This window comes from Maribacter spongiae (genome assembly GCF_047345125.1).
Lineage (GTDB): Bacteria > Bacteroidota > Bacteroidia > Flavobacteriales > Flavobacteriaceae > Maribacter.
Map to the genome: position 1 here is coordinate 564,378 of NZ_JBLFEQ010000001.1, position 22,810 is coordinate 587,187.

Genomic DNA, 22,810 nt, shown 5'->3' on the forward strand with positions numbered 1-22,810 from the left:
TACTAATTGTAGCTAGGGTTGTAAGCCAAAGGTAACCCTCATTTATAAGAACAAACCTTAAATGTCATTGGTGTCAAGGGGTTTCCAGGGCTATTTTAAGGATATAGTCGTCCGCAGTCATGAACAATTGTTTTTCATCTTGGGAAAAGGCACAGTTAGAAGTGGCTTGCCCTGTTCGTATTCGTGCAATGGGCTTTGCATTTTTATTGAATATCCATACGCCGCCAGGTCCGGTAGCAAACAGGTATCCTTTGCTGTGCATTTTCATTCCGTCCGGTAATCCTCGATACCCCGCTTTACCGACCAGTTTTGTAGCATCATGGAATACCCTTTTATTGGCTACCTTTCCGGGTACTACAATATCGTATTGGTACCATACGGCATGTTGGTTATCTGAAACGGCGACATACAGTTGGGTTTGGTCGGGAGATAAAGTAATGCCGTTCGGACGGGTCAAAGAATCCAATAAAAGGATTTCTCCATCATTTTTCAAACAATAAACACCTTGAAAATCAAGTTCTTTTGATGGGTCTTTTACTTGCTTGGGAAGACCATAAGGAGGGTCGGTAAAATAAAGATTTCCATTAAAATCATAGACTCCGTCATTGGGACTGTTGAATCTATCGCCCATATAATTGTCGATTAGGGTTTTGAACCTTGGAGCGGGTATGTCCAAAGGGCTTTCCATCAGGGCTACCCTACGATCCCCATGTTGCAAGAGTACCAGCTGTCCCTTTTTGTTCAAAAGCAACCCATTGGAACCCGATTCACCTCCTCTGGACATTTCCCCTGTATATCCTGAGGGAGAAAGATACTCCGAGGTATTCCCTTTTGTATCAATTTTATAAATTTTGTTTTTAGGAATGTCCGAGAATAAAAGGTAATGACCCTCCTCGATCCATAAAGGTCCCTCTGTCCAGTCAAACCCTTCCCCTAAGATTTCGATTTTTGTATTTTGATTTATGATTCCTTGTGCTTCTTTATCCAGGATTTCAATTGAAAAGCCCTTGGTGATATCTCGCTTTTTTTTCTGTGAACAACCTATGGGGATTAGAAGGATACTTGTTGCTAAAAGAGATAACGCTTTTTTCATATCAGTATTTAATCGATGATTTGAGAGATTATAAAAATAACCAGCATAGCAGTAGTACCAAAGATGAGCGTTCCGGCGGTCTGGATTTGATTTCCCTGCTTAATGGTCATTCCCGTAAGTTGGGTAAACACCCAAAAGAAACTGTCATTGGCATGTGATACTACGGCCGAACCTGCACCTATGGCCAAAACGGTCATTGTTTTTAAAATACTATTGTCTAGCCCTAAGGCGGGCAGTATAGGAGCAATTATAGAAGCGGTGGTGATCAATGCGACCGTGGATGAACCTTGGGCGGTCTTTAAACAAGCGGCCAATAGAAAAGGAAGGAAAAGCCCTAACTGAATACCGGAAAGTCCATCGGTGATTACTTCTGCCATTCCTGAGTTTTGGAGCATTTTGCCAAAAATTCCTCCAGCACCCGTAATCAATATAATGGGTGCGGAAATTTTAAGGGCTTCGCCCAACCATCCTGTTGCGGAATATACCTTTTCATCGAGTTTGGCAGGAAGAAGTAAACTAAGAATAGCGCCAATTAGTAAAGCAATAACAGGAGTTCCTAAAAAGGCTATTATGGGGTAGGGGAAATGGTTTTTCAGGCCTAGGCCGGGATAATCAAAAATAGATTTTAGGATAATAAGCAGAATAGGTATTATAAGTGCTAAAAGTGATTTCCATAATTTGGGCAAATTCGAGGAGTTTACCATGGGTTCTATTTGATACGGAATTTGTATCCTAGAAGCGAATTTTTTAGCAAAGATATAGCAAGTGCTCAAGGATAATATACTTACGACCACGCCCCAGCCAATAACACTGCCCAAATCGGCATCCAGTATTCCGGCCGCTGCAATTGGCCCCGGGGTTGGGGGTACCATAACATGCGTGGCGGTGAGTCCCAATGCCAATGCGGCGGTAGTACCGGCATAGGAAACATTGGCCTTTTTGGACAATACTTTGTTCAGTGAATTCATCATGAGTAGGGCACTGTCCGCAAAAACCGGAATGGAGAGTATATAACCCGTTAACATCATGGCTAGATGGATGGATTTTTTGCCGATTAACCTTAAGATACTGTTGGCCATTACCAGGGCGCCACCGGATTTTTCCATAACGACTCCAATGACGACCCCGAAAAAGATAATTAGTCCAATTTTGGACATGAGATCCCCAAATCCGTAGTTAATGGAATCCAAAATGAGTTGAGCATCCATACCCGTTAAAAACCCATAACCAATTGCGGCCAGTAACAGTACAAAAAAGGGATGGATCTTTAATTTGGCAATGCCCAATATAATAATGGCCAATGCCGAAATCAATGCGATAATCTGTACCATATAATGTTTACTTTTAATTTACCATTCCGCAAAGCTGCCGTCTTGGTTCCGCCAAATTGGATTGGACCAATCATGTCCTATTTTTGCACCTTCTTCTAATTTTTTCTCATTGATTTCTATTCCAAGCCCCGGTTTTTGGAGCAAAGGAATATAGCCGCCCTGTACTTGCAGATCCTCTGGATTTTCCACATAATCCAATAAATCATACCCTTTATTGTAATGAATGCCCAAACTACTTTCTTGAATGAATGCGTTAATCGTAGTAAAATCTACCTGCAGGCATGATGCCAATGCAATAGGACCTAAAGGGCAATGTGGTGCTAGGGCAATATCATAGGCTTCTGCCATGGCGGCAATCCTTTTTACTTCGGAAATACCTCCGGCATGGCTCAGGTCTGGTTGGATAATGTCTACGGTACTCTCGTGTAAGACCTGTTTAAAGTCCCAACGGGAGTACATTCGTTCCCCGGTGGCTATGGGGATACTTGAATAGTTATAGATGTGCCGTAATGCTTCATTGTTTTCACTGAGTATGGGTTCCTCAATAAATAAAGGCTCATATGGGGCCAGAACATCAATGAGTTTTTTTACCATTCCCTTGTGTACCCTACCATGAAAGTCAACGCTAATGTCCAGGGTATTTCCAAACTCCTCTCTTAACATCCTAATGTTTTCCGCTACTTCGTGAACTTTCCTATTGGAATCTATCCATTCAAAAGCACCGGTGGCATTAAGTTTTACGGCCGTATATCCCTGTTCGACTTTTTGTCGGGCCTGTTCTATGATCACTTCTGGATGGTCACCACCGATCCAACAGTACATTTTCATTTTATTCCTGACCGCTCCCCCCAATAATTCGTGTACGGGAACCCCAAGGAATTTACCTTTAATGTCCCATAAGGCTTGGTCAATACCGGAAAGTGCACTCATTAAGATAGGCCCTCCCCTATAAAAACCACCGCGGTACAAGGTTTGCCAAATATCCTCTATTTGGTTTATAGTGCGCCCTAGGATTAAAGGTGATAGTTCATTCACACATGCCTCTATAGTCGAAGTTTTTCCTTCGATGATGGGTTCGCCCCAACCTGTGATTCCCTGATTTGTGGATACTTTTAGGAACAACCACCGTGGCGGTACTTTAAATAATTCAATTTTTTCGATTTTTGGGAAAGTCATAATGGTTTACTAATTCGTTCTGTAAATTGATGGGCCGTAGTGCGGATGAGGTCCAAATCTTTTGTATTGGAAACGAAAGAAGGGACTAGACTACCACCAATACCCAAACCATTGATGCCCGCATTTAACCAGCTATCTATATTTTTTAAAGTAATGCCCCCTACTGCAAAGAAGTTGACTTTATCAAATGGTGCCGCCATAGCCTTAAAGTGGGGAATTCCCAACAGGTTGGCCGGATATAATTTTATGATATCGGCACCATATTGCATTGCATTGCTCACCTCGGTCGGGGTAAATGCGCCCATCAATATTGGAACGTTGCTATTCCGAGCTACTTTGGCCACTTCTTTGTTGGTGTTCGGAGTCACCAAAAACTGGGCACCGGAAGCAATGGCCTTTTCCGCAAGTTTTTGATTTGTAACGGTGCCGGCACCTATAAGGGTTTTGGGATGATTTTTTCGTACCTTTTCTATTTCCAAATTAAAATTTGGGGTATTGGTAGTGATTTCCAAGGTGTTGATTCCACCCAAAATAAGCTGTTCCACGACCTCTCCGACCATTTTTCCCTGAGGTAGGCGAATAATGGCTACAATACGATCCCGTAGAATTTTTTGGATGTGATTTTCTTTGCTCATCTGATTACGTATCCTGAAAGATTCCCTTCGTACGCTGAATGGATCTCTTGTTCGTTGCTATAGTTGATATCCCCTTTTATAGTGTGTTTAAGCGCAAAGGCCGCAGTGGCAAAATCCACTATTTTTTGCGCTTTCCATCGTTTGTTTATAGCGTGGAGACATCCGGCGGCAAAAGCATCGCCGGTACCAAAACGGTCCGCAACCTGAAGGGTGTACGGTCTGGATTTCCATAGTTCCTTTTCGGAAAGGTATGTACCCGCAATGGTATTTACGGATGCCGATGTATGCTCACGGACGGTAAAGGCCATTTGATCTATACCAAAGATTTGTTGCGCCTTTAACATGGCATTTTCCGTTTGCTCAATAGCGGTACTTCCAGAAAATTTTAAGCCATAGACATCTTTTAGGGCTCCGAGGTTTGCGAATAATACTGTCGTATGCTCCAGGATTTTATCAAAAATAGTCTTGGCGGATGATTTGTCTGTCCAAAGACTTCTCCGGTAATTCATGTCAAAACTCACGTTAACCCCAAGCTTTCCGGCCATTTTTGCGGCTAAAACACATTCATTGGCACATTGTTCGGATAGGGCAGGTGTAATTCCTGTAATATGAAACCATTTTTTATCCTTTAAAATGGCTCCCCAATCAAACTCATTTTTTGATATCGTGGCAATGGCGGATTCCAGACGATCATATACCACTCGCGATGGACGGATAGATGCCCCCATCTCTATAAAATAAGTGCCTATCCTTTGGCCGCCCTCGATAACATATCGAGTAGAGACCCCATATTTTTTTAAGGACAATATGGCTCCATTTCCCAATGGGTTATTGGGGAGTTTGGATACAAAATCCGTTGTATTGCCTAATAGTGCCAAAGAAGTCGCTACATTGGATTCTGCCCCTGCGTACCCCATGGCAAGTTCATTGGACGTTGCAAGTTTATCTCCCAAAGCAGCAGGGGAGAGCCGTAGCATTATTTCCCCGAAGGTTACAAAACTCATAATGTGTTAATGGATTGGAGGTAATTGATACGTGTCTTCATAAGATGTTCTTCCATAAATTTTTTGGTCTTATAGCTATCCTGCGCTTTGATACCCTCTAAAATGCCATTATGATAATAGAGCGTGGTTTCCTTTTCACTTTTCAAGTCGCCGTGTATATTTTTGGCAAAAACATCTGTTTTAAACTTGGGAATTAAACTGAAAATAGGATTTATAAGCAATTGGAGTACGGGGTTTTCAACAATATCCAATAGAATATTATGGAATTCATTGTCTAGTTCCGCTTCTTTTTTTCTGTTCTTTATGGAGCATTGGCGCATATGATCCATATTTTTCTTCAATCGCTCTATATGCTCATCGGTTCTCAGTATTGCCGCTTGAGCAGCAATGATAGGTTCGATCATGCGCCTACAGTCAATAGTGTTTAAAATGAGGTTCTTATCGGAAGATAGTTCAAAGAACATATTCAGGAACTCCTTGGCATTTTGCGTGCTGATTTGGGAGACATAGATCCCGCTTCCTTTTTTTATGTCCACCAAACCCATAGCATTTAGTTTTTTGATGGCCTCTCTTATTACCGTACGACTCACATTGAATATTTGACAGAGCTCATTTTCTGTAGGGATTTTGTGCCCCGGAGGATATACACCTTCCCTAATGGCCTTGATTAGTTCCTCTTCAATATGTTGACTGAGAATTTTTCGGGTTGCTATAGGTTGGAACATATATGTATGTTATAAGATGTCATACAAATATAAATAATTCTATAAAAACTAAAATATAATGTATGAGGGCAAAAACAATAACGGATTTAAAACTTGAACGAATACTTTTCTTTACTATTTTTAAGGAGGAGGTCAATGGTGTGTGGTTATGGTACGATCACATCCCTCATGATTCATGTATCAAATTGCCTATTTCGTTTAATAAAAAACTTGTCCGTTACAGTCCTTTCTATATGCCGCAAATTTCAGTTCGTCATAAAATTGAAACGATACTATATGGTCTGGATAAGTGAAACTAATGTAAACAAGATAAAGGTATTTTTATTACACCAGGGTCTATATACCAGTGTTTGGCCCACTCACACTTACCTAACATAAGATAGAATGGGTCATTTCTATTTGGCATTCCCTTTTTTGAGATAACCCGTTCTTTAATTCTCTTTTCTAAAGCGAATCTTAAATCTGGTCCTTTGCTATTCCAACCTTTTAATATACGATTTGGTATGATAGCCCCATAAAATCCAATAAATACGTCGTAAAAATAAATGAAGGAATATAAACGTTTTAGTTTTCTACAATCACATAGTATAATAACAAAAAAGACCCGCATTATTACGGATCTTTATAGACAGCCGAATACAACCGACCTATATTACTTTTTTCCGGAACGCTTATCTTTTTTATATCTTTTCATATGATGCCGGCGCTTCTCCCGCATTTTCTCCCATTTGGCGTATTGTACTTCATCTAGAATAGCTTTCACCTCCTTTTTATGGGCAATTTGCAGATCCAATCGTGCATTTGCCATGGCGTAACGTTCTTCGGGAGAGGGCTTTCCCATTTCCCTATTCTCCTTTCTTTCTTTTTGCGCCTCCATCTTTGCCTTTCTTTCTTCCGCTTTTGCGGTGAGCAGGGATTTTATTTTTACCTGTTGATTTTTGGTCAAATCCAGGGCTAAGGTCATCTTCTTGGTCTTTAAATTGGCAATTTGCTCAGGGCTAAGGTCCGGCATTGCCCGCCTACCTTCCTTTCTATGATGCTCCTGAGCGGTCATAAAAAGCCCTATAAACATGATGCTTACTACTACTGTTTTTTTCATTTTTTTATGGTTTTTGATTTTATTCTTTTGACCTTTTACTTATGGAAAGGTTTAATGGCCCAGTGTTTTTTAATCAAGTTTTAACGTTTTAATCCGGTTTGGGTATAAAAAAAGCATGGCCTTAGCCATGCTTTGGGTTTTAGTTAGTTTGGTAAATTTATTCCGTTTTCTGATTATCCATGGCTTCCGTATATGGATTGATGATGATATCGGCATTCACTATTTCCTGTGTTTCGGGTATTTCTTTTACGATATCTTCATAATCGCTTATGTGATAAATGACGGAAGCAATTAAAAAACAACTTAAATACAATAGACTTTTTAGTTTGTTATTCATGATTTGGGGGTTTTGATTTCATTTTCAAGCTACCGAAAGAAAAGGTGCAAAAAAGCCCATTGTTGTGAAATGGGCTTTTTTTGATGGCTAAAATAGGTATGTTGTGGTTAAGCAAATCCCATTATCGGATTTATCTGCATTTCATCGACTTGAATGAAAAACCGACTATTACATAACGCATTTATTTTGGATCTAAAATCATATTGATTCGCTCTCTGGCATCTTCCAAATGATACCTGCTCATCCGATCGGAAGTTCTGTTGATGGCATTTCCAATATCTTTTTTGAGTCGTTTCAATTCTGCCCTTGCCAACGATCGGATATCGGACTGGCTCGTATTTACGACCGTGGATTTTCGATATCCTCCAAAATCTGGTTTTTTACCTTCGTTCCTAGCGGTCATTAAATACCCTAAACGGTCAATATGCGCTTTTTGAAGGTTTCTTCTATAGGTGTCTATTTTGCGCCCATTTCTGAGTTCCGACCAGATACCTCGTTTAAGATCGTCCATCATTTCCAACAAACCATAAGCATTGTTTCCATTAACGGTTTCATTTTCAATGATCCTGGCCATCTTTCCTAAATGTAACATATTGTTAAGAGTGCCCACCTGAAGGGAGCGTATGCGTTCCACATAGCCGGAATATTGGATTTTTCCAAGAATCTCTTGATCCAATAGCCAATCGGGTGTTTTAAAGAGCTGTTCCTGAATAAATGCCATACAATTTTCCTGATGCTCTTTAGATACCGGAGTGTACACTGCACCTTCTTGATCATAGGTCTTGTACTGTTCATAAACGCCACCAATATTATTGGAAACATGCCCCATGTACCTGTTGAACTGGCCAATTACTTGATTATATATGGCTTGTAGATCATCATAGTTTTTACCATCCTCTTTCGTCCATTCGATCAGGTTGGGTACGATTCGTTTTAAGTTTTTAATACCATAATTACTGGCCTTTATGGCATCATCGCCCAAATCTTCTGTCTGGGAACTGGGATCCACTATATCCCCTATTTGTTGATGGCCAAAACGGTAGAGCGGGTCTTTGGCATGTTTCAATATCCAACCGTTCAGGGTCATTTTTTCTTCTTCGGCTGTTTTATCCAAAATGGGCTTATAGCCCCATTGGATGGCATATTTGTCATACACGCCAATATTGGGCATTAATGCCACACCTTTATCTTCGGGCTGTGCCACATAGTTAAACCTTGCATAATCCATTATGGAAGGGGCCGTACCATTTTTTTTGGTAAAACTTGCCGAACGAAGTGAGTCTACGGGATAGGCCGCACTGCTTCCCATATTATGTGGAAGGCCAAGGGTATGGCCCACTTCGTGAGAAGATACAAAACGGATCAATTCCCCCATTACCTCGTCCTTGAAAGCAACGCCACGGGCTTCCGGATTGATTGCGGCCGTTTGTACAAAAAACCAGTTTCTTAAGAGAGTCATTATGTTATGGTACCAGTTAATGTCCGATTCCAAAATTTCGCCACTACGCGGATCGCTAACATGGGGACCGTTGGCATTGGGAATGGGCGAGGCCAAATAACGCACCACGGAATACCGTACGTCTTCGGGGGACCATTCAGGATCTTCCTCTTTGGTTGGGGGGTCCTTGGCCAAAATGGCATTTTTAAACCCCGCTGCTTCAAAAGCTATCTGCCAGTCTTCGATACCTTTTTTGATATAGGGGACCCATTTTTTTGGAGTGGCCCGATCTACATAATACACAATCGGCTTTTTGGGTTCTACCAATTCCCCTGCTTTGTACTTTTCAATATCCTCGTCCTTGACCTCTAGTCTCCAGCGATCCAAAAAGGTCACTGTTTTACTTTTCTGGGCGTCCAGGCCATAATCTACCTGACCTGTTGTGAACCACCCTACCCGCTCATCAAAATAACGCCTTTTCATAGGTTCTTCAGGAAGAAGTACCATAGAATTGTTGATCTCTACCGAGATGGAACCCAAGCTGCCGTTACTGGGAGGTGCACCGGAAAAATATGTTTTTACATGACGTGTCTCAATATTCAGGGGGTAACTTTTGATGCTCTCAATAAAACTCCGGCTATCGTCCAATCGGGAAATTTTATATTGTTTTCTAGAGGATTCCGGCATACCTAGGGCTTTGGTGTCCTTGCTAAAAATATTGTCCACATTAATGACCGTGGCCGGGTTTAGGGAGTCTTTTTTTAATGCTTTGATATCAAAGGCATAGAGTACCGGTTCAAAATTGGAATTCACTACGGCTTCATGTACGGGCAGGGAGTCCGCCGCTACCACATTGTGTGATACTACGCGCAGCAGTACTTTTTTGTCTTTCTTTTCCCAACGTAGTACCTGCGTATTTATTTTTCCGCCTCCAAAACCTATATTGGAAGCTGTTTTTGAAATTCTACTGACCATCAACATTTCCCTATTGAAGAGGGAATCCGGTATTTCATAATAGTGTTTATTGTCTACAACATGTACATCAAAAAGTCCGGCATCCGTTTTGGCGTCCGAGGTAATGACCTTGTTGTAAGGTTGGATTTTATCCTTTTTATTTTTGGGGATGTCGGCATTTTTTTCAGTTTTCTTTTTTTTCTTTTTGAAAATTTGTGCATCAACGGATTGATAACTGAAAATGCAACATGAAGTAATTAGGAGTAGTAGTAATTTTTTAGTCATTTTTAGTATGAGTTTGGAAATTTTTCAAAGAACCGAAAAATTAATTTAACTGCTTGTTAATGAAATCATAAGCCTATACTGTAATGTTTTCTTTTTTTGTTAAACTCTTTTTGGATCAAAAACAAAGGTTGTGAGTATTTGTATCATAAAATATAAATAATCCCAAAACCGACCCTTTACGTGCAATGTACCCGATAAAACTATGATGAAAGTTATGACCTAGAACGCATCGGCATATAGATGGGCAACGTCCATTCATTGTTCTATAGGTTTCGATACCTCGGTCGAAAGCTGGAAAGAATTCAGTAAGCTGGGCTTATTGTCATTGCTCTCCAAAAATTTAAAAAGAAAAAAGTTTAAGCCCCATTCATATGGTAACAAAAAAAATCTTAGAACGAGTACCCAAACATATTTCAATATATGATGAAAAATTTTATTCGTTCCTCAGATTATAAAGGCTATAGCCGATTTGTTTCACAACACCGATTAATTTTTCATAAGGTCTATCACAAATATCGACCATGCCTATTTGGTAATTTTCGCCATCTCCCCTCCCGGAAAATGCCTGGTCACCATACTGAAACCAATGTGTGCCAACAATTTGTGTGTTTTGCAATGCTCCTTTTACGTAATTATAATAGGCCTCGGCCCTTTGTTCTTGGTTGGAGACACTTCTCAATCCCGTATGAAGATGCCCCCTGTCAAGTGCGCCAAAATGAAATTCACCAATTATTATAGGTTTGTCGACACCTTTAGGAAGTTTTAGGTTTTCAGCAGAAAAACGATACCTGTTAAAACTTACGATATCACAATATTTTGCGGCAATCCGAATTATTCCTTCTTCCGTAAGGTCGTCAGGATAATAATGACAATGTAACCTAGATCCCATGTACATTTTATCTGGGGCGACTTTTTTTGCTTCCTCCATGCATATTCTGTAATATTTATCTACGATTACCTTATCAAACAAGTCTATTTCTTTAATTGATTTTTCCGAAGGTGCCTCGGAAATAACAACTACCTGTTTCCAGTTTTTAAACTTCGTACCCCATAATCGGTTGAGTTCCTCCACTTTTACGTAATGTGTTTTCAACCAATTTTCCCAAGCTTTTTTTGCAGGACTTGCAGTTGGTTGTTTCAACAACTGCCGGGTAAGCCCCCCCACAGAAAGTTCATTGTCAATAAAATAGCCCACGCAAAACGAATCGTTTTTCGTCCTTTCTCCTTGTTTTGCCATAGCTTTGGCAATACTCGTCCTAAACCCGGGATGAAAAACATCAGGGAACTTAAACCCTTTTCCATCTATTCTGGGCCATTGCGGAGAAACGGCTACCGTATAAGGTACGCGAGGTCTGGCATATAGATATAGGTCTTCATCGGACCAATTACCAAAGGTATTTATCCCCCAACTTTTTAAGCGCTTCATTGTAATTTCGGTTGCTTTTTCTTTCCATGCCTCTCCATATTTTCTCCATAGGTTTAACATGGTGAAGTTGTAAACTTCCCCTCCTCCTCTTTTTATATACAGTTCGGGAATGGTGTTATTGCTCATTAAGCCCTCAAAGAATCTTTCACGTCCTTCAATGCGGGTATAAGCGTTATTAAACCTTACTCCAGTAACCCCATGCGACCAGAACAAATAGCCGTTAGGATCGATTATCCACCATTTATCATCGATTTTTTCTACTCTAAAATGCCCTGTTGCTTTACGTTTCGGCCCTTCAAGCCATCCGCCATACTGGTTTACATTTTCAGGTCCGGATCGATTCTCGAGAATCTTGATCTCTTCGATAGCTGATGTTTTTAACGCTTTGTCACTATATACTTTCCCTACCCAATCGTCATGTTTATATTGCCCATAGGTATCGATAAAAGGGAAGAACCCTTCTTTTGATGCCATTTCTTCGGAACTTTGGAAATGTCCATAAGCGGAAACATTTGAAATTGTAACAGAGCTTGGGTTATTACAATATTTAATAAAAGAGATTTTTTCTGTTGTATCGGGATCGAACGCTTTCCAATGCCAAAGTGTACCTCCCGGAATACCGTTCATAGCTGGAAACTCTTTGGACCCCTTTAGAGTTGTCCTTTTGAATACAATTTCTATCTTTTTTACTTCTCCCGGTTTTAAATAAATACAACTATTTATCCACCTTTCGGTATTCAGGAATCCTTCTATGCGAACAGATGAATTCCCTTTGTTCGAGACCTTAGCGGATATTCCTTTGTAGACCGAAAGGTTTTGATTGCCTTTGGTTATCGGAATTTCAAAAACTTCCCCGTTGCCTACTTTGTCCAGCGAAAAAACCTTATCTGTAATTGTCCCTAGCTTATAATTTTCCTGAGATTGACTTTTAACCGTCAAGATGATAAAACAAAAGCTTAATATATAGCTGAAAATTTTCATAATGATTATAAATAATTTATCTATTCCAAAATTTTATCGATCTACTTCCAGGGCCGTCCTCAACGATTTCAAATTTAAAAGATTTGTTCGGTGTTGAAGGATGTTCGAACAATTTTTCTTCTTATTGAAATAACCTCTCATTCAAATAGTTTACTCCGTGCACATAGCAATGGGGCAGGTTCTGGTTGTTGGAGGAATGGGTTGTCAAGAAAATACCGTAGGTCGAATTTCATGAATAGGCTTATTCTAAAGAATGCTGCCATATTGGAAAAGCACCTGAGCTATTGTAAGAGCTTTATCTTTTTAAAACAGCAGAGGCAGGATAAACTGGAACATTAAGACCAGAAGAAATACGGAAATGATGTTCAAAACAATACCCGCTCTGGCCATTTCGTGTACTTTTATATAGCCACTGGCAAAGACAATGGCGTTTGGTGGTGTGGCCATGGGCAGCATAAAGGCACAACTGCTGGCCATAGTTACGGGGATCAATAAATGGATTATGGGGATATCCAATCCTATGGCAATACCTGCCACTACAGGTACCAAAACGGCCACTAGGGCCACATTGCTCATCAACTCCGTCATAAAAAGCATTAAAAATATGAGCAGTGCGGCCGTTAATAACACACTGATCTCACTTTGGGCAATGGATTCCGCCACAAGATCTACGATGCCGGTAACGGACATGCCCTTTGCCAATGCCAGCCCTCCACCAAAGAGAATAAGAATGCCCCAGGCCAGTTTTGAGGTGTCTTTCCACTCCAGGATGAAATCACCTTTCGCAGGATTAAAGGGAATGGCAAATAATGAAATGGCCGCAAAAATACTGATCATAGTATCCGAAAGTCCCAAACTAGGGAATATGGAATTGATGACCGTCCTGAAAATCCAAAGAAAAACGGTAATCCCAAAAATGGCCAGGACCATTTTTTCCTTTCCCGAGATAGTTCCCAATTTTTTAAGTTCCGCTGTAATGATGTCTTTGGAAGCGTCGAATTTTAAATTTCCATTGGGGAACATCAATTTTACCAGAACCCAATAACAAAGGGAAATAATAATTATGGAAAAGGGAAGTCCGATGACCATCCATCTTAAGAAGGAAATCTCTGTATTGTATTCGTTTTCCAGGAACCCGATGAGGACAGAGTTGGGCGGAGTACCTATCACCGTGGCAATACCACCTGCATTTGCGGAAAAAGCGATTCCCAACACAACACTCAACGCAAAATTCCGGTCCTTTTTGGTGAAACCGTCCGCATCGTCGATCAGCAATTGAATAACGGACATGGCAATGGGAAGCATTACCACGGTACTGGCCGTATTGCTGATCCACATGCTTAGCGTGGCGGTAGCGATCATAAATCCTAAGATTACTTTATTAGGGGTAGTACCCGTAATCTTGATAATAGTAAGGGCAATGCGTTTATGGAGATTTACTTTTTCCAATGCTAAAGCCATAACAAAACCACCAAAAAATAGAAAGACGATAGGACTGCCGTAGTTGGCCCCTACATCTCCCATGGGCATAATTTTCAAGATCGGAAAGAGGAGCAGGGGCAGTAAGGCCGTTACGGAAATAGAGACTGCCTCGGTAATCCACCAAATGACCATCCACAGGGCTATAGCAATTACCGCATCACCATTTTTGGATACCAGCTCAATAGGAAGGTTAATAAGAGCTAAAAATAGGAGTGGTCCCAGAAGAAGACCTAGTTTTTTACTTAGACCCATATCGACTAAAAATGATTCCCAAAGCTATGGTTTTTATAGATGGCTATCGTTACCCATCCAAAAACTCACAGAAAAGAGTATCGTCTTCTTTAAAAACCTTGGCAAGATTTTGTTTGGTCAATCCCTTGATGCCTTTATCCCATGCTTTGTTGCTCAGGTCTGTTTTTTCCTTTAACGTTGCCAATTGAATGCTCTTTTCTTTTTTAAGAATATCAAAAATAACTTTCTCATTATCCGAAAGTTCGATCGCTTTCTTCTCCGGTCGCATCTGTGGAAAGAACAATACCTCTTGGATAGAGGAATTATTGGTCAATAGCATGACCAGGCGGTCAATTCCAATACCTATTCCGGAAGTTGGGGGCATACCGTACTCTAACGCACGCAGAAAATCCTGGTCAATGAACATGGCTTCGTCGTCTCCTTTTTCGGATAGTCGCAATTGCTCTTCAAAACGTTCCCGTTGGTCAATGGGATCATTGAGCTCGGAATAGGCATTGGCCAATTCCTTGCCGTTTACCATTAGTTCAAAACGCTCTGTTAGGGCGGGATTGGAGCGGTGTTCTTTGGTCAGCGGACTCATTTCCTTGGGATAGTCCGTAATAAAGGTAGGTTGAATGTAATGATGTTCACATTTCTCCCCAAAAATCTCATCTATCAGTTTTCCAATGCCCATAGTGTCATCTACCTCTAGACCTAGGTTCTTGGCCGTTTCCCGGAGCTTGTTTTCATCCATCCCGGCCACGTCAACGCCCGTATGAATTTTGATAGCTTCTAAAATGGGAACCCTGGCATAGGGTGCCTTAAATTCTATTTCATGTTCCCCTACCGTAACTTTGGAGGTGCCGTTGGCATCAATAGCTACTTTTTCCAGCAATTGTTCTGTGGTACCCATCATCCAATGGTAGTCCTTATAGGCCACGTATAATTCCATCACCGTAAACTCCGGGTTATGCGTGCGATCCATGCCTTCGTTCCTAAAATCCTTGGAGAATTCGTAAACCCCGTCAAAACCACCCACGATCAATCGCTTTAAATAAAGCTCATTGGCAATGCGCAGGTATAGCGGAATGTTCAGTGCATTATGATGGGTTAAGAACGGCCGTGCGGACGCCCCCCCGGGAATGGGCTGTAAAATAGGGGTTTCTACCTCCAAATAGCCTTTGTCATTGTAGAATTCGCGAATGCTATTGGTGATTTTGGTCCGCTTGACAAAGGTTTCCTTTACCTTGGGATTTACTACCAGATCCACATAGCGTTGGCGGTACCTTAGCTCAGGGTCATTGAACTCATCGTATACATTGCCCTCGGCATCCTGTTTGGGCAATGGCAACGGCCTTAAAGACTTGCTGAGCATAGTGAAATGCTTCACCATTATCGTTTTTTCACCCACCTGGGTGGTGAAAAGTGTTCCTTCAACGCCAATAATATCGCCAATATCCAGCAATTTTTTATAGACCTCGTTATATAGGGTCTTATCCTCTCCTTCACAAATCTCGTCCCGGTTAAAATACACTTGTATACGGCCTTCGCTATCCTGAATTTCCGCAAAAGAGGCCTTCCCCTGGATACGGCGAGACATCAACCTTCCGGATACGATGACTTTTTTACCTTCTTCAAAGGTGATCTTAATGCTTTTTGAAGTGGCATCTACGGGATATAATGCCGCGGGATATGGGTCGATTCCCAATTCCCTTAATTTTTCCAGTTTCGCTCTTCGTACGACTTCTTGCTCGGATAATTGCATGTACTGCTATTTAGAGGCGCAAATATAGCTACAAAGCATTAATCTTTCAATCCGTAGCGCACAAAAGCGTTAATGGCCCTGATCTGTATTTTGCCCGTCGTAGGCTATATCCTGAATAAAAAAACAACGGACTTGAAAATTTTGCCAGTGTGGGCGTTATTGTGATTAAAACTGGATGTTCTGTAACAAAGCGAATGATTTTGAGACCTATAAGATGCATCGATCAAAAACACCAATCATGAGTTTAATCCGCGTTTTATTGGCTATATTCTTTCCGCCCTTAGCTGTTATCGGGAAAGGTTGTGGCTCTTTTCTAATTGTCTTGCTTTTGACCTTTTGTGGTTGGGTGCCTGGTGTTATTGCGGCCTTGATCATTTTAAATAATCCCAATTAGCCTACTCCTACCATTTTAAAAGTGATGGAATAATTGATGATGGGGATTCTTATTCGGAATCTCATCTTTAGGTAATAACGTTACACTTTGTACTTTTGCCTTGATGAACAAAAAGGTATTATTACAGGATTTGGAGTTGAAAGACTACAAGGAAACTTGGGACTATCAGGAACTACTTTTCCAAAAAACGTTGGATGTTAAGATTGCCAATAGAAGAAAGAACACAAGTATTGAAACGCCCAATCATTTTCTTTTTGTAGAGCATCCACATGTGTTTACTTTGGGAAAAAGTGGGGATAAGCAACATTTATTGGTGGATGAGGCTCAGTTAAAAGCCAAAAATGCCAAGTTCTATAAAATTAATAGGGGAGGGGACATTACTTATCACGGACCTGGTCAAATTGTGGGATACCCGATTTTGGATTTGGACAATTTCTTTACCGATATCCATAAATATCTGAGATTGTTGGAAGAAATGGTCATTTTAACTTTGACCGAATACGGCTTGAAAGCAGAAAGATCTATAGGGGAAACCGGGGTTTGGTTGGATGTTGGAACGCCTTTTGCCCGAAAAATATGTGCCATGGGCGTGCGTGCCAGCCGTTGGGTGACCATGCATGGTTTTGCGTTAAACGTAAATGCCGATTTGGGTTATTTCGACCTGATGGTTCCCTGTGGTATTAGGGATAAGGCGGTTACCTCGTTAAATGTGGAGTTGGGAAAAAAAGAGATCTCCATGGTGGAGGTAAAAGAAAAACTACTAGATCATTTTGCAACACTTTTCGAAGCAAAAATGATAAGGCAAAAAGCTTCGGTATAGCCCAAAGTTTTATACATTGATTAAGAGCCTTTTTAAATTTGTTTTGCTTGGTTTTCTGTATTTCTTTTTGCGTATTTTTTCATTAAAACCTTAATTGCGTAGTGTTGTCATTAGCTGCGATTTTGCTTCAGACTATATTAAAAACGGCCTATGTAAAAGGAAAACCATTTAAACTTGAACAGGCTTTTAATACGGCCTTTTATTTACTGTGCTTGGTAAGTTCCGTTTTTGAAATTAAGTCCCCGTTCTTTTTATAGATTTCCTGTTTGACCATGCCAATACCTTCCGCTAACCATAATTTGGTGTTCATTTCATTGGTGATTCCCATCGTCTTAGAGGTGTTTTTCTCGGCAATTACATAACAATCGAAAGACCCTACAGGGGTGGTGATGGTTTCTTTGTTTTCTACTTTTCTATCGGTCATGGTGACCGTTATGTTCATGTTCATGCCCGCCATGTTCATATCTATTGCTACATGGGCATTGGCAAGCTCTTTACCTACGTTAAGGTTATTGGGGATTTCTATGTCCGAGCCCGTGATATCCATTTCCATATTGGCATATTGCTGCATCATTTGTGCCGGAAACAACGATTTGTAATCGATTTTTATTATATCGTCCTCACAGGTATAACTATAGTTGGTATTGTAAACTTCTTTTCCTTTTTTATCGATGAGTTTTATATCCAATGTAGCGGTAACGGCAGAGCCATTGGTCGTTACTTCAGTAACTTTATACCGTGTAACACCATCTTGCTTTCCTTTCTTGTTATAAAGGGTGTATTCATAGAAAGAACCATCGGTCATTGTATAGTATTTACTACAGCCGTCTTGCCCTATTAAATCAAAAATGGTTCCTAGGATCAGCAGGGACATGAACATTGTTTTTTTCATTGTTTGGTGTCTTTTGTTTTTATTATTGGATCGATCGTTATTAATTGATGTTTGAAATATAGAACAACTTTACAAGGGTTATTGTTTTATAAATTCTACCCTTCTGTTCTGTGCTTTGCCGTCCGTTGTGGAATTGTCACCCACTGGCTCGGATTCGCCCTTGCCTTCTGTAGAAAGTCTATTTTCGTCAATGGAATAAATGTTGACCAAGGCGGTTTTTACGGCACCGGCACGGGCTTTTGAGAGTTTAAGATTAGCATCTTCCGGCCCATCGCCATCGGTATGCCCTATGATTTTTAAGACCATTCCTTTTTCTTGGAGCAATACTTGGGAAATCTGCCTAATAATGCCCATAGACTCGGGTTTTAGGTTGTCCGACCCTGAATCGAACAGTATTCCATTGGTCGAAATCTTACCTTCTGAAATTAGTTTCCTTCTTAGATCTATGCCTCCCTCCGCTACTTTAAGGTTGCTGATGAATATGCGCTCTTTTTGATCTTTAAAATTGTTCACGTTAAACTTGAGTGTGGTAACACCGTTGGTAGTTGGCATAATTCTAGGAATATCAACATATTTCTGTTCGTTTACCCAAAGCCGAAATCGTTCTTTATTCACGGCAATAGAGATGTGTGGCCTGTTGAGCACGGCTTTTCTAATATCGGCCTTGAGTCCGCTGTTAATATCCCCTCTGTCCCTATTGATATAGTTTCTCATTCGGATATCAAAAGCTCCATATTGCCCGTAGGGAATCCATGCCGTAACATAATTGTCACCGGTCTTAAATTTTGGATCATCGCTCAACATTATCTGTAAACCGGTCCTTGAAGATGTTTTTTGATCGATCCCTATAACTTCCGTATCAAATTCAATGGTGTATTCCTCCGGTAGTTCCGGTACATCGGGTACGTATAGGATGTTATAACCGGGTTTAAGTTCTAACCATTTTTCCGGTGAATCTCCGATTGTAACAATTTCACCACTACCATTTGTATTCCACTTGGCAGGAAAGTCCCCGATGAAATCATTGGAAAAATCATCAAAAAATAAGGGTTTGTTGCCGGGTACGAAATCAAATTTACTATAAACAACGAGTGTTTTGGATCCTGCTTTTGAACCGGACGGCCCATTTTCGGGATTGCTTGCCGGAGCGTTGCCGCCAATAGTGGTCGGCGTTTTTTTCTTGTCTTTGGCACCGGGCTCCAAAATACTGTCAAGTGCCTGATCGGTCTTCTTTGTGGTCTCTTTATCTACCCTTCTTTCAATGGTTCTTTCGGCTGCTCTTTCAGCCCTTTTTCCCAGTTTTTTAAGGAATTGTCCATTTGCATGGGGAGCGCAAAAAACAAAAATACCCGCAATAAAAAATGTCCGTATCATGGAATCGGTAGTTTTCATAATAGTGTTCTATTGAATAATCGTAGTGTAGCTAACACGATTATTGAGAGTTCTTAACTATATAAAAATAAAAAAAGTATCATTTTTCCAAGACAGGATTGTATGACTGGACATTCATTGTTTATGGATCTCCCAAAAACATGTGTCAGCGTATTTTGTATACAGATAGGGAATTATCTTGGTCTTTAATAATTAGTTCGGGTTTCTTGTCATTATCCATGTCGGCCATATCTATGACGGAAGTGCCATATATGGGAAAATTGGGAATAGCTTTGGACTGACTGTCAAAGAGATAGGATTTCTGATTTTGGATATCCGTGACCGAAACGTAAATTTTATCGTTCAAATAAAAAATCGATGGTGTTGTATATACTCCAAGATCCAGGGTAATTTTTTTATCCCTTATCCTTAGTATATTGTCGTTCATAACAGCCAGTGTTTTAGATGTGGCATCCAAACCATGATCTTTATTTAGGCCCATATCTGTTTTTTGGATTTTTCCGTTAGGACTTATTTGGTATAGAAGCCCATTTGCTGTGGTAAGGGCGATCGTGTTTTTATATGACCGAACCTTATTTTGGGAAAAAGGAATGTTCTCTTTGATGTTTATCCGAATATCACCCACCCGGTTTAAGATTTTAAGTTTGTTGGGCGAAAGTTTAAAAACCAGATAGTCCTTTTGGCCTATTCTGAAATGTTGGGGCGCATCCATTATATTTTCCTCGGCCCTGGTATATTTAAAACCCGAAACAATTTGTGCTTTATTATTGTACATAAAGACTTTATTGTTTTGAGTGACGACAAAGCGGTAGTTTTTGTTTCCTTCATAATCAAAGACTGCCAGCGGATTTAGGTTTCCCCCTTCGTACTTGAGGGTAAATGGAGCCACTTCCTTGCCATTTCGGTCAATGATTAAAAATTCATTGTCCGTAGTGAATGCAAGTTGCAGCCTTCCGTTCCTATAGATATCAACTTGGTGTATTTTTCCTTGTATACGTCCGTCCAGCTGTTTTTTCCATAAGATTTTGCCTTTATTGGAGATGAGGTAGAGGACATTATCATGATCCTGGACCGCTATTTCTTTCTTATGGGTCTTGTGGTTGGTTACAAATTGTGGTTTTGACACTATATCCGCATCCAATACTACTTTAAACAAAGAGGATACGGTATTTTTTTTATTGACATCGGATATTTTTTTGATGAAATAACTGGTGTGTAAAAAATTGCCCTCAGATACAAATTGTGAACCGAATAAATAGTCCTTAAAAAAAATATCTTTAATGCCCTTGGTAAAATCGGACGATATGTTTTTTTCCAAAGATGTCTTAAAACCAGTAATATTTTCCAATGTCAGAACAGATGATTCTTCCGTTATTGTTTCAGCGGCATTTTTAAAAAGTCCTGACTTTTCAAATGTATTTCCCATTTTGTAATCGGTGATAACATCTTGCAGGGTTTCCAAGTTTTCGGAAAAAATAAAGGTATTTTCAACAACACAGACATAGGACGATTTGAAATCGGTAACCAGGGGATTTAAAAAATCTTTTAGAAAACCTGTTTTCCCTAACTCCATTATTTCCGTCGATCGGTATTCCTTTGCATCCTTTTGAATGGATTTTAAATAGTCGAAAATACTGGCCGCTCCATAGGTTCTTATCAAAACTATGGGTTCGTTTGCTATGTTGGCGATCCCTACTTCCTCAACAGTAGCAAATAAGGAATCCGATTGGCTTTCCAATTCCAAGTACGCCAACCGGCTTTTGGTAAATCGATCAAAATCAGCAATGGTATAGGATGCATAGGAATTGGCATTTTTTGGGATAAAGGATTTGCTTTTGTCAGGTAGGTTCTTGTTTTGGAAGATTCCCAGATAGTTTTTTGATGAGTCCTGGGATATGCTTACACCGTTCAAAAGAATTTCTTCGTTCCTCAATGTGATATCAAGTGAAATCCAGTCGGCAAATTTATGAGGCAAGGACATATGGTCAACTTCAAAGAGCTGTTTTAGGAATGTATCGCCTTCGTTTAAATTCAACCAGATTTGTGCAAGTTTTGTTGTGTCCGAGATGCGATAGAATTTCTTTAGTTGTTGATTGTCGCTTTCCGTTAAGGTTCTCAAATTTTGCAATACCGTTAAGGAAGAACTCAATATTTCCCTATCATGTATTAAAGCGGTATAAAATTCCAAACTGTCCAATAGATATTTCTTAAAGTCTTGGTTGTTAAACCTCAAGGATGTTACCGTTTTATTTGCCATACTGTCCATATGGAGCTGAAGAGCGGAATCAATGGGGATGTATGTGAAATCAAAATTATCGTTGGTTCCGGAAAAAGTTAGTAGTCCCTTGGACTGGTTATTTACATATTTAAGTGATGCTATCTTTTTTGAGATTTTAACCGCAAAAGGCAGGGAATTTATTTTAGATAAAATTTCATTGTCCTTTATTTCGGAAACGAACGATTCAAAATCATTTATTTTTAAGGTTACGGCCGTATTGGGTGGAATGAGATGTGCTAAAGAGTTGTCCTTCCTTTTTTCAGGGGTACACCCAACAATAACGGATACGATAAAGAAAAGAAAAAATCTCTCTTTCATCTTAAAAATGGCTTTAGTGCAAATTTATGATAATTATAGGTCTAGAGTAAACTGATCGGGAAGTAGCTTGAAAGTTTTCCGGTGGTATTTTGTGATGCCGTACTTTTTAATGGCTTCCCTATGTTCTTTAGTAGGGTATCCTTTATTTTTTTTCCAATTGTACATGGGATATTCCTCATGCAGTTTCTCCATATATTCGTCCCGGTAAGTTTTTGCCAGAACAGACGCGGCCGCTATACTCATATATTTGGAATCCCCTTTAATTATACATTCAAAAGGAATTGATTTATAGGGTTTGAACTTATTTCCGTCTACGAGTATAAGCGGGATCGCTTCCTGACAAAGTGCGATTGATTTATGCATGGCGGCAAATGAAGCGTTTAAAATATTGATTTCCTCGATTTCTCTTGGGTGTACATGGGAGATGCCAAAGAAAACCGATTCGGATTCTATGATAGGTTTTAGGATTTTCCGCTTGTTTTCGCTTAATTGCTTGGAGTCATTTAGAAGGGTATTCCCAAAACTTTCCGGGAGTATTACGGCGGCGGCCGTAACGGGTCCGGCCAGACATCCTCTTCCAGCTTCATCAGTGCCTATTTCATTCGGATATTTGTGATTTTTTTTGAGCATTTCTAAAATTTCAGGTGATTACAGATGTTATGGGAATGATTTTTTTAAGTTAAAAAAATGAATAATATGTAATAATACATGCATTGTTATGAATATACTGTAATTTTTTATCATTATTTAACAT

At 40.0% G+C, this 22,810-nt stretch carries 19 protein-coding genes; 3 read left to right on the forward strand and 16 right to left on the reverse strand.

Features of this window, described 5'->3' with window-relative positions:
• Positions 1 to 73 precede the first annotated feature (73 nt).
• The 6 genes from ACKWB9_RS02480 to ACKWB9_RS02505 are packed head-to-tail and all read right to left on the reverse strand — an operon-like array spanning position 74 to position 5,964.
• The gene (locus ACKWB9_RS02480; protein ID WP_414001396.1) at positions 74 to 1,093 is read right to left on the reverse strand and encodes an SMP-30/gluconolactonase/LRE family protein; all 1,020 of its coding nucleotides are present in this window, start codon (positions 1,091 to 1,093) and stop codon (positions 74 to 76) included.
• Between the two features lie 8 nt (positions 1,094 to 1,101).
• Positions 1,102 to 2,424, reverse strand: a complete 1,323-nt coding sequence (locus ACKWB9_RS02485) for a GntP family permease (protein WP_414001397.1) — start codon at positions 2,422 to 2,424, stop codon at positions 1,102 to 1,104.
• Positions 2,425 to 2,442: 18 nt separating this feature from the next.
• Complete coding sequence (gene dgoD / locus ACKWB9_RS02490) at positions 2,443 to 3,600, reverse strand: galactonate dehydratase (RefSeq protein ID WP_414001398.1); 1,158 nt, start codon at positions 3,598 to 3,600, stop codon at positions 2,443 to 2,445.
• Positions 3,597 to 4,235 (reverse strand): bifunctional 4-hydroxy-2-oxoglutarate aldolase/2-dehydro-3-deoxy-phosphogluconate aldolase, encoded by a 639-nt coding sequence (locus tag ACKWB9_RS02495; RefSeq protein ID WP_414001399.1) that lies wholly within the window; start codon positions 4,233 to 4,235, stop codon positions 3,597 to 3,599. Before ACKWB9_RS02495 ends, dgoD begins: the two co-directional genes overlap by 4 nt.
• Positions 4,232 to 5,239, reverse strand: coding sequence for a PfkB family carbohydrate kinase (locus ACKWB9_RS02500; protein WP_414001400.1), 1,008 nt, complete (start codon positions 5,237 to 5,239; stop codon positions 4,232 to 4,234). Before ACKWB9_RS02500 ends, ACKWB9_RS02495 begins: the two co-directional genes overlap by 4 nt.
• Complete coding sequence (locus ACKWB9_RS02505) at positions 5,236 to 5,964, reverse strand: FadR/GntR family transcriptional regulator (RefSeq protein ID WP_414001401.1); 729 nt, start codon at positions 5,962 to 5,964, stop codon at positions 5,236 to 5,238. The genes ACKWB9_RS02500 and ACKWB9_RS02505 overlap by 4 nt, the downstream gene beginning before the upstream one ends.
• 62 nt (positions 5,965 to 6,026) lie before the next feature.
• Here ACKWB9_RS02505 and ACKWB9_RS02510 point away from each other — a divergent pair, with 62 nt between their 5' ends.
• On the forward strand, positions 6,027 to 6,257 hold the full coding sequence (locus ACKWB9_RS02510) for a hypothetical protein (protein WP_414001402.1): 231 nt from the start codon (positions 6,027 to 6,029) through the stop codon (positions 6,255 to 6,257).
• Positions 6,258 to 6,616: 359 nt separating this feature from the next.
• On the opposite strand, the gene ACKWB9_RS02515 is transcribed toward ACKWB9_RS02510, so the two are convergent.
• From ACKWB9_RS02515 to lysS, 6 genes are all read right to left on the reverse strand, one after another.
• Positions 6,617 to 7,063, reverse strand: a complete 447-nt coding sequence (locus ACKWB9_RS02515; RefSeq protein ID WP_414001403.1) for a hypothetical protein — start codon at positions 7,061 to 7,063, stop codon at positions 6,617 to 6,619.
• A 157-nt stretch (positions 7,064 to 7,220) separates the two neighbouring features.
• Entirely contained in the window at positions 7,221 to 7,400 is a 180-nt protein-coding gene (locus tag ACKWB9_RS02520; RefSeq protein ID WP_414001404.1) for a hypothetical protein, read from the reverse strand.
• Positions 7,401 to 7,581: 181 nt separating this feature from the next.
• Complete coding sequence (locus ACKWB9_RS02525) at positions 7,582 to 10,077, reverse strand: zinc-dependent metalloprotease (protein ID WP_414001405.1); 2,496 nt, start codon at positions 10,075 to 10,077, stop codon at positions 7,582 to 7,584.
• A gap of 433 nt (positions 10,078 to 10,510) precedes the next feature.
• Positions 10,511 to 12,484 carry a beta-galactosidase gene (locus tag ACKWB9_RS02530; protein WP_414001406.1) on the reverse strand — a complete coding sequence of 658 codons (1,974 nt, stop codon included), beginning with the start codon at positions 12,482 to 12,484 and terminating at the stop codon, positions 10,511 to 10,513.
• A gap of 303 nt (positions 12,485 to 12,787) precedes the next feature.
• On the reverse strand, positions 12,788 to 14,218 hold the full coding sequence (locus ACKWB9_RS02535; RefSeq protein ID WP_414001407.1) for an SLC13 family permease: 1,431 nt from the start codon (positions 14,216 to 14,218) through the stop codon (positions 12,788 to 12,790).
• A gap of 49 nt (positions 14,219 to 14,267) precedes the next feature.
• Positions 14,268 to 15,962: a lysine--tRNA ligase gene (lysS, locus tag ACKWB9_RS02540; protein ID WP_414001408.1), complete on the reverse strand. Its 1,695-nt coding sequence runs from the start codon at positions 15,960 to 15,962 to the stop codon at positions 14,268 to 14,270.
• A 238-nt stretch (positions 15,963 to 16,200) separates the two neighbouring features.
• Between lysS and ACKWB9_RS02545 the strand changes: the two genes are divergently transcribed.
• Together ACKWB9_RS02545 and lipB are read left to right on the forward strand one after the other, a co-directional pair.
• Positions 16,201 to 16,356 carry a YqaE/Pmp3 family membrane protein gene (locus tag ACKWB9_RS02545; RefSeq protein WP_414001409.1) on the forward strand — a complete coding sequence of 52 codons (156 nt, stop codon included), beginning with the start codon at positions 16,201 to 16,203 and terminating at the stop codon, positions 16,354 to 16,356.
• 103 nt (positions 16,357 to 16,459) lie between these two features.
• Positions 16,460 to 17,176: a lipoyl(octanoyl) transferase LipB gene (gene lipB, locus ACKWB9_RS02550; RefSeq protein WP_414001410.1), complete on the forward strand. Its 717-nt coding sequence runs from the start codon at positions 16,460 to 16,462 to the stop codon at positions 17,174 to 17,176.
• A 199-nt stretch (positions 17,177 to 17,375) separates the two neighbouring features.
• On the opposite strand, the gene ACKWB9_RS02555 is transcribed toward lipB, so the two are convergent.
• From ACKWB9_RS02555 to ACKWB9_RS02570, 4 genes are all read right to left on the reverse strand, one after another.
• The gene (locus ACKWB9_RS02555; protein ID WP_414001411.1) at positions 17,376 to 18,068 is read right to left on the reverse strand and encodes a TapB family protein; all 693 of its coding nucleotides are present in this window, start codon (positions 18,066 to 18,068) and stop codon (positions 17,376 to 17,378) included.
• A 78-nt stretch (positions 18,069 to 18,146) separates the two neighbouring features.
• Positions 18,147 to 19,460 (reverse strand): OmpA family protein, encoded by a 1,314-nt coding sequence (locus ACKWB9_RS02560; protein WP_414001412.1) that lies wholly within the window; start codon positions 19,458 to 19,460, stop codon positions 18,147 to 18,149.
• A gap of 145 nt (positions 19,461 to 19,605) precedes the next feature.
• A complete protein-coding gene (locus ACKWB9_RS02565) occupies positions 19,606 to 22,056 on the reverse strand; it encodes a ribonuclease HII (RefSeq protein ID WP_414001413.1) in 2,451 nt (816 codons plus the stop codon).
• 33 nt (positions 22,057 to 22,089) lie between these two features.
• Positions 22,090 to 22,686, reverse strand: a complete 597-nt coding sequence (locus tag ACKWB9_RS02570) for a ribonuclease HII (RefSeq protein WP_414001414.1) — start codon at positions 22,684 to 22,686, stop codon at positions 22,090 to 22,092.
• Positions 22,687 to 22,810 lie beyond the last annotated feature (124 nt).